Annotated in this window: 10 protein-coding genes; 7 read left to right on the forward strand and 3 right to left on the reverse strand. The window is 36.3% G+C overall.

Annotated features, from left to right (window positions below):
* Positions 1-5: 5 nt before the first annotated feature.
* A complete protein-coding gene (locus tag ACXACQ_RS16555) occupies positions 6-2,000 on the forward strand; it encodes a sensor histidine kinase (RefSeq protein WP_474977077.1) in 1,995 nt (664 codons plus the stop codon).
* Between the two features lie 34 nt (positions 2,001-2,034).
* Here ACXACQ_RS16555 and ACXACQ_RS16560 read toward each other — a convergent pair whose 3' ends face one another.
* Positions 2,035-4,266: a glycoside hydrolase family 3 N-terminal domain-containing protein gene (locus ACXACQ_RS16560; RefSeq protein WP_474977078.1), complete on the reverse strand. Its 2,232-nt coding sequence runs from the start codon at positions 4,264-4,266 to the stop codon at positions 2,035-2,037.
* Between the two features lie 189 nt (positions 4,267-4,455).
* Between ACXACQ_RS16560 and ACXACQ_RS16565 the strand changes: the two genes are divergently transcribed.
* From ACXACQ_RS16565 to ACXACQ_RS16580, 4 genes are all read left to right on the forward strand, one after another.
* Positions 4,456-8,562: a hybrid sensor histidine kinase/response regulator transcription factor gene (locus ACXACQ_RS16565; RefSeq protein ID WP_474977079.1), complete on the forward strand. Its 4,107-nt coding sequence runs from the start codon at positions 4,456-4,458 to the stop codon at positions 8,560-8,562.
* Between the two features lie 626 nt (positions 8,563-9,188).
* The gene (locus tag ACXACQ_RS16570) at positions 9,189-9,653 is read left to right on the forward strand and encodes a DUF6428 family protein (protein WP_474977080.1); all 465 of its coding nucleotides are present in this window, start codon (positions 9,189-9,191) and stop codon (positions 9,651-9,653) included.
* Between the two features lie 92 nt (positions 9,654-9,745).
* Positions 9,746-10,582 carry an aldo/keto reductase gene (locus ACXACQ_RS16575; RefSeq protein WP_474977081.1) on the forward strand — a complete coding sequence of 279 codons (837 nt, stop codon included), beginning with the start codon at positions 9,746-9,748 and terminating at the stop codon, positions 10,580-10,582.
* A gap of 134 nt (positions 10,583-10,716) precedes the next feature.
* Entirely contained in the window at positions 10,717-11,322 is a 606-nt protein-coding gene (locus ACXACQ_RS16580; RefSeq protein WP_474977082.1) for a nucleotidyltransferase family protein, read from the forward strand.
* A 28-nt stretch (positions 11,323-11,350) separates the two neighbouring features.
* Here ACXACQ_RS16580 and ACXACQ_RS16585 read toward each other — a convergent pair whose 3' ends face one another.
* Positions 11,351-14,263 carry a glycoside hydrolase family 9 protein gene (locus ACXACQ_RS16585; protein WP_474977083.1) on the reverse strand — a complete coding sequence of 971 codons (2,913 nt, stop codon included), beginning with the start codon at positions 14,261-14,263 and terminating at the stop codon, positions 11,351-11,353.
* 645 nt (positions 14,264-14,908) lie between these two features.
* Here ACXACQ_RS16585 and ACXACQ_RS16590 point away from each other — a divergent pair.
* Positions 14,909-15,295 carry a response regulator gene (locus ACXACQ_RS16590; RefSeq protein WP_474977084.1) on the forward strand — a complete coding sequence of 129 codons (387 nt, stop codon included), beginning with the start codon at positions 14,909-14,911 and terminating at the stop codon, positions 15,293-15,295.
* Between the two features lie 5 nt (positions 15,296-15,300).
* On the opposite strand, the gene ACXACQ_RS16595 is transcribed toward ACXACQ_RS16590, so the two are convergent.
* Complete coding sequence (locus ACXACQ_RS16595) at positions 15,301-15,585, reverse strand: hypothetical protein (RefSeq protein WP_474977085.1); 285 nt, start codon at positions 15,583-15,585, stop codon at positions 15,301-15,303.
* A gap of 311 nt (positions 15,586-15,896) precedes the next feature.
* Here ACXACQ_RS16595 and ACXACQ_RS16600 point away from each other — a divergent pair, with 311 nt between their 5' ends.
* Positions 15,897-17,084: a TMEM43 family protein gene (locus ACXACQ_RS16600; RefSeq protein WP_474977086.1), complete on the forward strand. Its 1,188-nt coding sequence runs from the start codon at positions 15,897-15,899 to the stop codon at positions 17,082-17,084.
* The last annotated feature ends 77 nt before the right edge of the window (positions 17,085-17,161 follow it).

Genomic DNA, 17,161 nt, shown 5'->3' on the forward strand with positions numbered 1-17,161 from the left:
TCATTGTGTCTATAGTCTATTTTTTAAGATTTGAATCTATCACTTTCCGGGTAGTACTCACCTTTTTATTGGCCTACTTTTCAGTAAATGTACTAGCTGCAGCTCATACTTTTGATATTCCTGAGTCTGATCAGGGCATTAGCATGACTCCCCATTTACATATTCATCAATCATCTACGCATGAAGTCTTGGATATTATAACAGCAGAAAAGAAAGACAATCATACCTTGTTTAATCATATAGATGAATTTGAAAAAACACAATGGCTGGCGTTAACATTGAAAAATAGTAGCGAAATAGATACTAGCTTTAAACTCAATTTCATATTTACAGATATCATTGATTTTTATGTATTTGATGAGCAATATAAACTCATTAAGCATTCGAAAACAGGTGATCTTACTCCATTAAGAGAAAGGGAAGTTTTTTCTGGCATTATGGTTTTTAATACAGTAAATATTCCCGCTAATCAAACCATGCACATCTATGTGAGATTAGAAAGTGTAACGGACATATCTTACCAGTTTAAGACATTTACCTTAAAGTCTATTAATTTATTTCCAGAGCATGTATTTGAACAGAGGTTTAATAAAGAACGCCTTTTTCAAGCCCTATTTTACGGAGCATTGCTCATTATGCTGTTCTACAATATTTTCCTTTATATATCTTTAAAGGTTAAGAGTTACCTCTATTATAACTTATTTTTAGCGTCATTAATCGTTTTTTTAAGTTCTAATTCGGGCTATTTGGCTGAAATATTTTTTTATGATACTCCTCGTATAGATCTGTATATTAGGTTTATTAGTCCAGCCTGTGTTATAATATTTTTCATTTTGTTTAGTGTCGTTTTCTTAGATGTTAAGAAGCAAAATCGAATGCTCAGGCGGATTGGTGACTACTTAATATATGCACTTATAACTGCAGCATTATGCATGGCAGTGGGCATGTGGAAGGCAGGAAGAACTACCATCATTATTATAGCCTTGTTAAGTTTTGGGTATATATTATTTCTATCCATTAGGAGTTTGAAGCGTGGTTATAAGCCTGCTAGGTACTTTTTGGCAGCCAATATACTTCTTATTATAGGCGGAGTGTTTTTTGCGTATGAGCGCCTTAGCGAAAGTGTTCAGAATGAGCTCACTCAGCATGCTATTCAAATTGCTTTAGCCTTTGAAGTAGCATTATTTTCAATAGGTTTGGCCAGCAGGATCAATCAAATAAGAAAAGAATTAGCAGCATCTATATTGGAAAATGAGATACTAGAAAGGAGTAGGGTAGAAGAAAGAAGATTGCTGATTGAAGACAAAAATAAAGCTTTGGAGAAATCTAATCAGGAGTTAGATACTTTTATTTACAAAACAGCTCATGATATAAAAGGGCCATTGGCTAGGCTGCTAGGCTTGAGTTATACTGCTTTGATGGAAGTAAACGACCCTATATCAAGAGAGTATTTTGAGCGATTCTATTATGATTCTAATCACTTAAATACTATTCTTACTCGCCTATCTAAATTGCATGAAATTAGTAATGCTGCAGTAGAGCTAGAGGAAGTGGACTTGATACAAGTCATAGATAAAGTTTTGGATAAGCATAAATCCCAAATTAATAACACCAAGGTTTATTATGAGATAGAAAGGAAACAGGCTAAAATCATGACAGATGCTGTTTTAATAGAATTTGTAATTAACGATTTAGTAGATAATGCCCTTAAATTTAAAAAAGACAATGGTGAAGCGTCTATACTAAGTTTTGTTTTAGGTAAAGAAGATAATCATCTCCAACTGTCAGTTATAGATAATGGAATAGGTATTAAAGATGAAGATAAAGATCATCTTTTTGACATGTTTACAAAGTCAGCCGGTATACATAAATCAATTGGGCTAGGGCTTTATATGGTAAACCTTGTTATGCAAAAGTTAGAAGGCGATATTGTGCTTAAAGATAATGCTGAGGGCTTCACAGAATTCGTAATAAAACTACCCACCAACAGGGGGAAATAAGTTCTGGGAACTAATATCCCAGAACTTGATTAGGTTATTTATAGTTTACACTGATCGTTTTATCCCCAACCATTAGTTGGAATTCACCCGGCTCAGTAACTCTTTTGCCTTCAGCATTAATGAAGCTTAAATCATCAGCCGTAATTTCAAATGTCACTTCTTTTTCCTCTCCAGGCTTAAGGTTTATTTTACTAAACTTTCTTAATCTTCTAAAGTTAGGCGTAAGGGATGCATATACATCTCTAGAGTAAAGCTCTACAGATTTCATACCTTCCATCTTACCTGTGTTTTTAACTTTCACTGAAATAGCAATTTTGTCACTGCCACTAAATGCGCTTTTTTCCACTTTTAAATCATTAAAACTGAAAGTAGTATAGCTCAACCCATGGCCAAATTCCCATTGAGGTTGGTATGTTCCACTGGTGTACTCATTAGGAACATGCTCTCTAATACCTTCAGTAAATTTGAAGTCATATTTTACCAAGTCACCAGTGTATTTAGGGTAGGAGTAAGGCAATATTCCATTAGGATTGTATTCACCCGTCAATACTTGCGCTATAGCTTCAGCGCCTTCGGTAGATGGCCTGTAGGCTTGTATAACCGCTTTAGTACCTTCTTCAAAAGCCGATACTATTCTAGGTCTACCCTCTACTAATATCACTATTACAGGCTTTCCTGTTGCAATGGCTGCTTGTGCCAGCGCTATTTGCCTTTCGTCTATAGTGAGATCATCTATACTTCCAGGGCTTTCGGCATACGGCTTTTCACCCAAACATAGTACAATGTAATCCGCTTTGGCTGCATTACTTTTTAAAGTATTTATGTCATAATTAGCCTCGTCATTATAATCTGCTTTAGATGTGCACATAATGTTTTCCTTCCCGAGCTTTTCAGCCAAAGTGCTCAAAATAGTCTTTGAGTTAGATGGGTATACAGAAGCTTCACTTCCTTGCCACACATACGACCAACTGCTATGTAAAGAAGTTACATTATTGGCTGCCGGACCTGCCAAAAGAACTTTTGTTCCTTTTTTTAGGGGTAATACGTCATTGTTGTTTTTAAGAAGTGTGATAGATTCTAAGGCTGCTTTTAAAGCCACTTCATGCTCTTTTTTGTGATCAATTAATTTAACCGCTGCCTTTTCAGGATATGCATTTTCAAAAAGCCCTAAATCGTATTTCAAATTAAGAATACGTTTAACGGATAAGTCAAGCCTTTCTTCACTAATAGAACCCTCTTTTACTAATTCCAACAAAAGGTCATAAAACGAATAATCTACAGGGACCATACTCATGTCTAAGCCGGCTTCCACAGCAAGCCTAACGGCTTCTTTTGGAGTATCGGCCACTTTGTGCCTAGTGTGCAAACGGATAACATCTTCCCAGTCTGATACGGCTACGCCTTTAAATCCTAGTTCACCTCTAAGAATGTCTGTTAAATAGTATTTACTAGCATGAACCGGTGAGCCATTAATGTCACCAGAATTAATCATGACCGTAGCTACATTAGCATCTACAGCGTGCTTAAAAGGCGGTAATAAATACTCTCTTAAGGTTGTTTCAGGAATGTAAGCTGGAGTTCTGTCCTTGCCACTAGCCGGAAGCGAATAACCGATGAAATGTTTCATACACGCAGCTACAGCTTCGGGTGTATTAAGATCGTTGTTTTGGTAAGCCTTTATAGCAGCTACGCCCATTTGTGATACTAAATAACCATCTTCACCATATGTCTCTTCAAAGCGCGACCACAAAGGCTGACGTCCTAATCCTAATACGGGATCAAAATTCCATCTAATACCACTGGCTCTGGTTTCAATGGCGGTTAGCTTAGCTGATTCAGTAACTAGAGATGGATTACGAGTAGCACCCATACCAATATTATGCGGGTATAGCACAGCATCTTCTATGTAATTAGCTCCATGAATAGCATCTATACCATACAGTACTGGTATTTTGCTTCCTGTTTTTAAAGCTACATCCTGAATGGCCTTCTGTATCTTATGCCACGTCTCTAATGAGTAGGCACTTCCTTTTACATTAAGGATTGATCCAACATGTTTTGTTTCTAAAGCATACTTTAGTTTTTTGGTATCGATTTCGGTATTAGAACTGTTTTTTAATATTAAATCGATAGTCACCTGAGTCATTTGTCCTACTTTTTCTTCCACGGACATTTTCGCTAATAGCTCATTAACCGTTTTCTCTTTTTTAGGATCATTAACCTGGGCTGAAACATGATTTACTCTTATACAAAGAATAAAACTCATGAGTATAGCTATATACATTGAGGGTGCAAATAGCGAATGGTAGCGTTTCATATGATATTATTTTTTAATTTATGTTTTTGTAAATTTTCTGAAATAAATGCAGTTGCGTAGCGGTTAAATTTATCATTTAGCAAGGGTAATTTTAACACCTAATTGACAATAACCAGCTTATAGTGCTAATTTCACCATATGAATAAATATGTAATATTTACCATACTCATATTGCTTGCGACCATAAACGGTTCTCACGCACAATTTTCACCTACAGTGCATAGTATCTCTAATGGCTTGCCACAGCATACCATTACTTCTATTATTAAAGATAATAAAGGTTTTATTTGGGTAGGTACTAAGCACGGGTTAAATAGATATGATGGATTGCACTATAAAACTTTTCATTATACTGATAGTTCGGGAGTAAATAATAGTAGTATACAGTGCTTACTTCAAGACAACAATGGCGACATATGGATTGGCACATACGGAGGCGGTGTCCATATTTATAACTATAAGGATGATACATTTACCATTTATAAGCATCAGGCGGGTGATCCGCACAGTATTAGCGACAACCATATAACTGCATTATTTCAAGACTATGATGGCAACGTATGGATAGGCACCGAAAAAGGAGGGTTGAATAGATTTATTCCTGAAACTAAAAAGTTCGTAAATTATTTATCAAATAATATTGACCCTCGAAGTCTTGCTAACAATACTATCACTTCCATTAATCAAGACCGTAGGGGTAATTTATGGATTGGAACATTTGGTGGCGGCATCAACCTTTACAATAATACAAACGATAATTTTTTAACATTCAACGTAGAAAATACAGCTACGTTACCAAGTAATGTTATCCGCTTTATTTATCAATCTAAAAACAAAGGGTTACTAATTGGTACACATCAAGGGGTGAATCAGTTGGTATATCAAAATGGACAGTACTTTTTTGAAAAAATCACTTTTGTTAATGATGAAATAAGTCATAAGCTGGAAAATAGCCGTGTTATTAGTATGTGTGAAGACATGAATAACAACTTATGGATTGGCACTGAAAACTCAGGATTGTTTTATACCAACAGCGCAAGGAATTTACTTAATCATTATCCACGGATTCCTGTAGCAGAGACGCTGAGCAGCAGCAGCTCTATATGGTCTTTATATGCGAGTGACGACAATATTATATGGATAGGCACATTTAACCAAGGGCTGATGAAGATTGATCCTAATGAACAGAAATTTAAATATAAATATCAACAGTCGCCCTATCCTGGTGAAGGGCTTAGTTATAACCTTGTTAGTTCTTTTGCAGAAGATTCATCTGGCAATATATGGATAGGTACTGATGGGGGAGGTTTAAATTATTACAATAAGCATAATCATAAGTTTACTTCTTATACTACTGCTAATAGTTCTTTGAGTAGCAATGCTATTGTAAGCTTGTTAAAAGATAAAAAAGGCAGTTTATGGATTGGCACTTGGAATGGAGGTATTAACATAAAGAAGCAAGGGAGTGATAAATTTGAACAAGTAAAAAAAGACTCGCCACAAGGTACTTCAGGTAAAGACATCTTTAAAATATATGAAGATTACAACGGTTATATCTGGATTGCCTCTTTTAGGGATGGGCTGGATATTTATAACCCTAAAACTAATGAATTTCATCACTTGCCAGATATAAAAATCAATCCTATCGGCATAAGCGATTATAAAGTAAGAACCATTATTCAAGATAAGAAAGGCAATTATTGGATTGGAACAGAAGGTGCAGGTATCAATAAATTTACTATCAATGCATCTTTTGAAATGGTATCAAATGAATACTATTCTGCAGGAGATAAGACTAATAGTGGCTTGCCCAATAATACTATTACATATTTATTTGAAGATAGTGAAGGAACGATATATGCTGGCACGGAAGGCGGTGGCTTGTATTACTATGACGAGCGAGATAATGCCTTCGCTCCAATAAAGATCAATGATCAGTTGAAAAATAAGGTGGTGTATGGCATTCTTGAAGATGACCATAATACCTTATGGGTTAGCACTAACGATGGACTAGTACGCTATAATAGGACCAGTGAAATGGTACATATATTCCATGAAGGCGATGGTTTACAGTCTAATGAGTTTTATAAATCAGCTTGCTATAAACTAAAAAACGGCAATTTGTTATTTGGTGGAATCAACGGATACAATGAATTTACCCCATCTGATATAAGACTCAATCCCAATAGACCTGAGGTTGTTATAACAGACTTCCAGTTATATCGCCAGCATGATGATCAGCGTATAATTCCCCAACCTTTTAATGGGAATATACTCAACACATCAACGATTAGTCTTCATCCAGACCAAAATGATTTTTCAATAGAATTTTCAGCTTTAAATTTCTCTCAGGCGTCTAAAAATGAATTTGAATACCAGTTGGTTGATTATGATAAAACATGGCAAAAGGTAGGTAATAGAAGGCAGGCATATTATACTAATGTGCCTCCAGGAGATTATGTCTTTAAGGTGAGAGCTTCTAACAATGATGGTTTATGGAGTAAGGAAAGTGCTGAAATAAAGCTTCGCATAGACAAACCATGGTACTTTACTAACTGGGCTTATGGCATATACTTATTAATAGTTGCTGCGCTACTGTTCTGGGCTAGGCAGTCTATAATTAATAAAGAAAGGTTAAGGGCACAATTAACCATGGAGCATGTAGAACTAACCAAGGCACAAGAGGTTAGCCAGCTGAAAAGTCGCTTTTTCGCTAATATATCGCACGAATTCAGAACTCCACTTACGCTGATCATTAGTCCATTAAAATCTATGTACTTAGATGAGACAAAAGCTAAGTATAAAAAGCAAATTAAGATGATGATAAGCAATGCGGAAAAACTTCTTGATTTGATTAATCAAATATTGGATCTATCTAAGCTGGAGTCCGGCAATATGAAACTGATGAGTAAAAAGGAGGATATAACTCAATTTGTTAAAACTGTGGCTTTTTCCTTTTCAGATTATGCTGACAAAAAGTATATCACGTTCAAGTTAGATACTCCATCAGAACCATTATATGCAGATGTTGACAAGAACAAATTAGAGCGTGTACTTAGTAACTTAATCTCTAATGCCATAAAGTATACACCCGAATTTGGCGTTATTACTGTTTCGTTATCCGATAGAAAAAGTGATATAGAATTGACTGTCAGTGATACTGGTATAGGTATGGATCAAGATGAAATACCACATATTTTTAATCGGTTTCATACGCAACATGGCAGTGCCACTAGTGGTACGGGCATTGGCCTTTCACTGTCCAAAGAGTTAATTGAATTACATAATGGTGCTATAGAGGTCAAGAGTAAAGAAGGAAAAGGGAGTAGTTTTATCATCAGTCTCCCTAAGCAACAAAAGAATATAGATGGAAATGAAGTAGTCCATTCAATGCCTCTACGGCACGAAGAGCATATTGAAAGCGAAAATAAGTTAGACCATGAGGACAATGAGCTACTAGATAATGAAACTCCAGAGCGAGAAGTACCACTAATTTTAGTAGTAGAAGACAATGATGAAATGAGAGACTTTATTCGCGACTGTTTGAATAATAACTATCGAATAAACACTGCTAAACACGGAAAAGAAGGTTTAAAAATGGCACAGCATTTAATACCAGATATGATTATATCGGATGTGATGATGCCTGAAGTAGATGGCTTTGAGCTGAGTAAAAGACTTAAAACAGACATCAGGACAAGCCATATACCTTTAATTTTACTAACAGCAAAGGCGTCTACGGACAGTCTGCAGAAAGGACTTGAGGCAGGTGCTAATTACTACATCACTAAGCCGTTTAACCCTGAGATATTGCAGTTACAGATCAAAAATCTATTGGATATACGTGAGGGGTTCAAACAAAGGATTTTATCCAATAAGAATATTAACCTGGAGCCAAAGCAAAAGATCATTACTACGAAAGATGAGAAGTTCATTGAAAAGGCTGTAAGCTATGTAGAAAAGCATATGGAAAACAATCAGCTGCAAGTTGAAGATTTAGCTAAGCATTTGGGCATGAGTAAAATTCAGCTTTACAGAAAATTAAAAGGACTAATTGGACAAAGTGCAAATGAATTTATACGCACACTGAGACTAAAACGTGCAGCTCAGCTATTATTAGAACAAAAACTTACTGTTGCTGAAATAACTTACCAAGTGGGATTCAATGACTTACAATATTTTCGTCAATGTTTTAAAAAACAATATGGAATTACCCCTTCATCATATGCTCAGCGCGGTCAATAACGCACCTAAATCGTAAGAAAAATTGTAGGTAATTAATTTTCAACGATAGAATTAGCTATTTTATTACATATTAGTTTGAAATTCAGTACATAATTCATATTTTGCAAACGTTTGAAATTTAATTGTAACGATTGCAGTATTAATGCAGTTGAATTTAAGTTCTCAAACAAAGACTAGACGGTATTTCTTTCCCTCATGAATGAAATACAATAAATAGCTACTGGATTAAGTGTTCAATCGCTAATTGATATTTAATCGTTTGACAAACTGTGTATACTGTTTACTAACACTCGTGAACAGGGGAGAAGCTCTACCCAAGTTTCTCTTATTTTGGATTTGATGACTTCGAGAGGAAACTCTCAACCTAGACCCAATGAAAGAGACTGTGACAAACACAGTCTCTTCTGGTATATTGCAGGTGCTAGCAGTAATATTTCACTTCCATTCTATTTTATTAACTACCTTTTTTAAAGTAAAACAGTAATTATATCCTTTTATAGGCAATAGAGCTTGCTTATTCTGATTTGATACAGCGTTAATCAATTTAAATTTTATAATTAGTGAAACCTTTATCGTAATATTACGATAATATAATTATTAAACTATTAACTTTAAAACTCCATCATATGAGAATCTCTGAATTAAAATCTATTCTAGAAAAATCAACAAATATTAGTTTTGTGCTTCCAAACGGTGGTCTTGTGCCTAGTCACTTTCATGTAACTGAGGTTGGCAAGATTGAAAAAAACTACATTGACTGCGGAGGAACGGTAAGGCATGAAACAAAGATAGGGATGCAATTATGGGAAGAGAATGATTACGACCACCGCTTGCACCCTGAAAAATTATTGCATATACTTTCACTATCGGAGGAAATATTAGGTTTACCCGATGAGGAAATTGAAGTGGAATATCAGGGGGATACTATCAATAAATTTTCATTGGAATTTGACGGCAGTCAATTTTTATTGACATCTACGTTTACTACTTGTTTGGCCAAGGAAAGCTGTGGCGTTACGCCTAAAAAGAAAGTAAATCTGGCTGACTTAAAAGAAGAGAACCAATGCACCCCGGGAGGATCTTGTTGTTAAGCCCCTGTTAAAATATGTTGAGTATTCTTAATCCATTGATCGATTAAAACGTTTAGTTGTATAGAAATATACTACAACTAAATCATATAATAATGGCTATACAAAAGACCTTTAGATTAGGTGGAGAAATAGAAATTAATAGACTAGGTTATGGTGCTATGCAACTAACAGGCGAGGGAGTTTGGGGAGATACACCAAGACGAGAACTGGCAAAACAAGTATTGCAAAAAGCAGTAGCTAGTGGAGTTAATTTTATTGACACGGCTGACGCTTATGGACCTGAAACCAACGAAATACTAATAAAGGAAGCATTGGAGGATCAATACAAAGACGTGTTGATAGCTACCAAAGGAGGCTTTGAGCGTACAGGGCCTAATGAATGGGTAATGAATGGCAACCCTGAGCACATTAGAAAGGCTATTGACCAAAGTTTACAACGTTTAAATAAAGAACAAATAGAGCTTTGGCAGTTGCACAGGATTGATCCCAAATACGCTTTGGAAGACACTTTGAGGCCTGTAGAAGAGGCTGTAAAAGCGGGTAAAATAAAATATGTTGGTCTCTCTGAAGTTGGTGTGGATGAAATAAAGCAAGCACAAGGAATATTGCCCATAGTTAGTGTTCAGAATTTGTATAATTTGGGTGAGCGAAAATGGGAAGAAGTAGTAAAATATACTGCTGAACACAACATAGCTTTCATACCTTGGTTCCCTCTAGCCAGTGGCCCAGAAGGTCTTCAAGAAAAAGTAGGAGAAATAGCAGCCAAACATGGGGCAACTACGGCACAAATAGCTCTAGCATGGCTCATGAGAAAATCAGAGAATATATTATTAATACCTGGTACACACTCGCTAGAGCACTTAGATGAGAATTTGGCTGCCGGTAATATTACTTTGACAGATGAGGATTTTGATACCTTGGACAGGTAAATACGCAGCGATTAAATGCGTACTAATTAGTAAATTATAACTCGGATCCGTTTATAACTAATTAATAAAGTTATAAGCGGATTTGGTATTTAAACGATTTCAATAAGCTAATTTGATGTTCATAACTGAATACTATGAGCCATATAACTATTATAATATTAGCAGCAGGATCTTCCAGTAGGATGGGAAGTACGATTAAACAATTGCTTCCATTTAATGAGAACTCCTTTCTGGGTAATACCATAAACCTGGCTGTAGAAAGTGATGCTAATGATATTTTATGTGTCTTAGGAGCTTATGAAGAAGAGATAAAATCCTCTGTTGATTTTCAGCAATGCAAAACCATTATTAATCGCAATTATAAAGAGGGGATAGGGAGTTCTATTGCGTACGCAATGAAGCATGTTAATAAGACAGATGCGGTATTGTTTCTTTTGGCTGATCAGCCTTTATTAACTGTTGACCTAGTTAATCAATTAATTAATAGCTTTAAGTCAAACACTGACTTTATCACGGCAACACAATATGAAGCTAACAATATTGGAGTTCCAGCTATATTTCCGGCAGCATTCTTTCCTAGTTTAGCGCAACTCACGGGAGATAAAGGCGCTAAGAAAATCATCATGAGCAATAAGGATAAGGTTAAACTTGTAACTGCAGCTAATGATAGTATGCTTATGGATGTGGATACATTGGAAGTTTATGATCAATTAGAAAATAAAAAAAAGCCGAGAACTTAATCTCGGCTTCTCAATAAATTAATTGATATTATTTTACTTTCAGTGATCTTACCATTTGTTTGTCATTACCTTGAGCTTTTAGTAAATAAATACCTGGCTTAAGGTTAGCAACAGAAATGGTTATTTGATTAGCTCCACTTAGTGATTGCTGCTGCATCACCTGACCTGATAAAGACATAATTGTTAAATGGTCAAAATCAGAAGCACCTTTAATGGTAATTTCATTTGAGGTTGGATTCGGGAATACATCGAAGGCTGTACTTACTTCATGGGCCTTGCGAGCAGATGAAGCACTGTTAATTTCAGCGTGAGACCAGCCAAACGGGCCTACATAATGAATGTAATAATATCCATCGATCTTGGCTGGCATAGTGTTAGACCATGTATTAGTGAAGTCCACTCCATTGATTGTCAGCTCATCCAAGTTCCATGAATTTACAAAGCTTATGTCATCTGAAGTAACATAGCAAAATTCTCCAACACCATCTTGAGCTAATGGTAAAGAAACTTCCGTAGGGTTTTCACAATCGCCAGTGTTGGTGCTTTCTATAAAGTTAGCAATTACCTCCATGTCTGCTGTAACTGTTACCACAATAGGGTTAGTACTTGTTGCAACATCTCCAGTCCAGTTATCAAATAAGAATCCTGCTGCTGCAGTAGCTGTAATGGTTACTAAAGTACCCTCATCGTAAGTGCCTCCAGCAGGGTTGAGCGAAATGCTACCGCTACCTGTTACAGATGTAGTGATGGTAAATTGCTCGGCTACTTCATCCGTAACTATAATGGACGCAGTAGAGGTGTAACCACCATCATTAGTTGTAACGGTTATTTCTGCGCTACCTGCACTGATACCAGAAACAAGGCCTGCACTATTTACAGTAGCCACGGCAGGGTTGCTCGATGTCCAAGTTACAGATTTGTCAGATGCATTAGCTGGCATTACTGACGCAGTTAACTGTATGTTCTCATTAATTTTAATCTCTCCTGATAGAGGCGATAGCTGTACACCAGTAACATCAACGGGTTCTCCTGCAGTTGGCTCAGAACCAAACGCCAATTCTCCATCAACATAAAGCGGAATGTGAGGTGTCTGTATTAATGAAGAACCTAAATCTTGATAAGACCAATCGTTAGTAGGATCCCAAGCGCTTGTTGGTGCCTCATAAGGCAATCTCACTCTCATTTGAACTTCTTTACGTGATTCTCCTTGACCTCCAGGCCACAAGAATATATCAGAGTTAAGAGTTACTTCTGTATAATAGATATTACTACTTGCATCCCAAGGTTGTAAATCTGTAAATGATGCTACTCCGGCATTATTAGTGCTGACTACATAATCAGATGCAGAATAACCTGCGGCAATACCTTCTGAGATATCGATGAATAAACGGAATGCATAACTATCTGCAATACGGGCAGGCCAAGCACTATGGTTGTATACCCAAACAGCGTATTCGGAGTGTGTACCTCCTTCAGCATTTAATTTGGCTTCTGTAAAAAATTCGTCTGTTGGCGTTTCTGCTACAGGGAAGTTACTAAGTGCGCTACCTCCAATATCTGATGATAGCTTTGACATTACACCTGAAAAAGCTGCGTTATAGTCTGTAGCTACTTCATTATTTACATAGTTAGAACGTTCGTCCTCATAAGTATCATCACTGTTTGGTCCACCTACTAAGGCTCCATATAATGTATGTCTTGTTACTTCTGGTGGTCCATTCTGATTGTTAGACCAGCAACCATGAGCCGTTCTGTGGTGTGGATTTAGTGGAGGATTGGTTCCAAAACCACAAACATAACTGCTGTTTCTTGGGTTGTCCCCTAGGGCATAATTAGCTTGTGCAATGGCAAAGTTATAATACTTATCTCCTTTTGATGATGTAGTAGCATCGTTATAATAGTATAACGCTAAAAAGCTAGTGTTTATACTATAGCGTAGAGCTCCCCAAACATCCAAATATGCAAGTCCGCCAGGAGTATAGTTTATTCTTTCACCATTATAACCGTCAGTCCAGTAGTCCAAGTGTCTCTCGATATCTGTCTTGTATTCAGCTTCTCCTGTTATCTTAGCCATCAAAGCATAACAACCGTAAGCTTTATCATCCCAAGCAATACCCCATTTATAAGATTTGGCACCACTTTGTCCTTCATTACTTAAGTTGGCATAGTATGTTTTTGCTTTAGTAAGGTAAGCTTCATCACCTGTGGCTCTGTACAACCAAATGGCTCCCCAAACTAATTCATCATTATAACCACTAAAAGAGCGGTAATAACCACCGGCATCCGTTATAGCATCAGAGTATACACCTCTGTAGTTATCAGCGAAATCATAAAGCTGAGTAGCATGAGATAACAATGTAGCTGCATATGCAGGGTCACTGTCAGCAAATACCATACTTGAGGCAGCCATAGCAGCAGCTGTTTCAGCAGCCAGGTCAGAACCAGGGTTGGCTGCATCGATCTTATAACTAGGTCTGGCCATCTGCATCACTTCTGCAGAACCCCACCAAGCATGGTCGGCACCACCATTACCTACTTGACCATAAAATTCATTAGGGGCGGTATGACATTTGATGAAATAGTCATTCACCCATTTTAGGTTATTTTTTAAGTGCTCCATCTGGCCGTTATCCTCATAGCCTTCTGGAAAATCTACTCCTCCCCATGCCAGCATAGTAGCAGAAAAGGCCATCGGGAAACCGAATTTCACATGGTCTCCAGCATCATACCATCCACCAGTCAGATCTAGCCCCACATCAGAGCCATCGTCAAGTGCAGAGTTAGCGCGCCATGTTACACGGTTGGTGCTATTAAGCTCTCCCGACTGTTGAACTTCATAAAAAAACATCGATTTTTGCAAGGCTTCAGCATAATTATACTGTGCCTTTACCAAGGGGCAGCTCATCAGGTAGACGAGCATAAACAAAGTTAAAATTCGCATAAAATAGTTGGTTTATTAAAGTGATTAATTAACATTCGTTTTATTGATCACCTATGATTGTATGCTGGCTTTGGGTTTCACCAGTATGCAATTCACCCATTACCATTATAAATATGGATATCTAATTGTCCGAAACTGGCCCGCACAATCATTAACATATTAATATATTGATAATCAAAGATTAATGCTGTGCTTGCTAGTTGAATGAAGCATCAAGAAGTGTAAATAGCAGCGTTTGAGTGCATTTGATATTAGATTAATCATTGGTAGCTGGGTATAGGTTGAACATATATTCAAGAGTTGAATATAAGTATTTTTGCCTAAAAGTGTCAATTTTACACTCAAAAAAATAGGGTTTCTTAACGTATGTAATTATTACTTAGTCATGAGAATTTAAACTCTTTATTTCATAATATTTTGGGCGCCAATGTCTTAGGTCGTAGGCCTGATAATGTGGTTACCTGCTTAAACCCCTGTTTCTAAATTAACTATAAATGGTCATGATATTTTGTCTTCATTAAACCTAGTTATGTTCCATAACCAGTTCAGCTTTTCATGAACTTCATTAAATATAATTAAGGAAATTGGGTGCTGCATTTCTCAGTTAAAATAGTTATATTAATATATAACCTTCACCCCCAAGTTATGAGGCTCACTACTAATTACATATTATTAATTGAAGACGATACTGATGATATAGAAATGAGTAGGTGGATTTTAGATGAAGCAGATGAAGAGATTCTTATTGCAAATACAGGCAAAGAAGGATTGGATTATATCTTTCCACCGCATCAAAATCCATTGGTATCTATTTCATGCGTGCTTCTAGATCTAAATTTACCTAAAATGAAGGGCGAAGAGGTGCTCGAAATCATTAGATCCAAATTCACAAAGCAAGACTTGCCAGTATATGTTTTTATAGCAAGTCATCATGAAATAGATTATATGCGTGATCGATTAAAAGAGGCCAATGGCTACATTATTAAGCCTCTTACCCGAAGAGTATGGAATAACATTTACCAAAGCCTTTGACTTGCTCAAACTGCCTTTTGCCCTTCTGATCTTAAGGCATAATATGCTAGGCCTTTATCTGTAAGAATGTATTCTGTTGACAAAGTATTAAGATTATTTACTTCTACAAAGCCGTGCTCTTCACAATATTGAATAGTGTCTCTGGTAGTAAGTGTGTAATAATCAGAAGTAATGTTATCAACCTGAATCTTCTTTTTACTATCTGGTTGCGATGTATTAGACATAGCAAGCACTTGTAAAAACTCGAATACGGTCAAGTTCTCCTTTAATTTTGATTCTGTAATAGTCATGTCAAGAGTTCGAAGGTGCGAAGTTATACTTTTTCGATTAAATGAAAAACGTGTCGATAACTAACATTGAAATATTTTCATAAAATAGATATTAATAATATTTCAATGAATCTACATATTAAAGCATGTAAGTTGTCTATTAAGACTTATAAGTTTTCATGTCTGTACTCACTATGAATGTAAAATAAAATATATAAAATTAAAATTAGTATTATATTATTTATTTAATATATTGTAAAAACATTTGCGGCTTAAGTAAACTCAAATAGGTTTAAGCTGTTATTTTTTAATTTATTTCAATATTCATTAATATGGAAGAACAAAATTCATACACAGAAGTATCGACAGAGGGCTGGGGATCAAGAATCATGGGCTCAATAAAGTCGGTATTGATAGGTATACTTTTATTTTTAGTATCATTCGTGGTTTTATGGTGGAATGAAGGCAGAGCTGTAAAAACTGCCAAAGGTTTAGAAGAGGGGGCCAGTAGTGTAGTGTCAATTAATTCTGATCCGGTAACTAGTGATCACTCTGGGCAATTGGTTCATATGTCAGGAGTTGTAAATACACCACAAAACCTAAAAGACCCAGACTTTAATGTAGATGTTAATGCCATTAAGCTTAGAAGGAGAACTGAGATGTACCAATGGGTGGAGGAAAAAGAATCTAAAAAAGAAAAACAAATAGGTGGTAGCGAAAAAACCACAACTACATATAATTACAAAAAGGAGTGGAGTTCTCAGCTTAATAACTCTGGTGATTTTAAAATTCAGGAAGGGCATATTAATCCGGATGCATTTAGGTTTAATGGATATGAACAAAGTGCATCAGCAGCTACCATTGGAGCGTATAGCTTGTCAGAATCTTTGGTTAGCAGACTAGGAGCCTACACTGCATATAATGATTACATAGTGGATACAACCAAAATAGCCGGAGCCAAAGTGATCAACGGAGGCGACCCAAATAGCGCAAAGAAGGTTTACATCGGTTATGGTAATTCTAATGCACCTGAAATAGGAGACCAGAGAGTATGGTTTGAAGTAATAAAACCAGGGGAGACATATAGCTTAATAGCCCAACAAAATAATGAAACATTTGAGCCATACCGTACTTCTACGGGTACCAGCATTCAAATTATTTCTAAAGGTAATATCTCTGCTCAAAATATGTTTGAAACTGCTCAGTCTAAAAATACAGTTATGACATGGATACTACGAATAGTGGGCCTAGCCATGATGTTTTTTGGGTTGAGACAAATATTTGCGCCATTGGTTGTAATTGCTGATGTACTACCGTTTTTAGGCAACTTATTAGGTATGGGACTGTCACTATGCTGTGGAGTTATTTCATTCACATTATCATTCATAACTATAGCTATAGCTTGGATTTATTACAGACCGATACTAGGCATATCTCTACTTTTAATTGGAGGGGGAGCTTTTGCTTATTTTTATATAAAATCTACCAAAAAGGAAAAGGCTGCTACAGCGGCTGGTTGAAATAGTAAATTGTATTTGTAGTTAAGCGTAAAAAAGCTCAGAAGTTACTCTGAGCTTTTTTCGTTTAAATGTTTATG

This window comes from Fulvivirga sp. AWR4_260, from assembly GCF_056158185.1.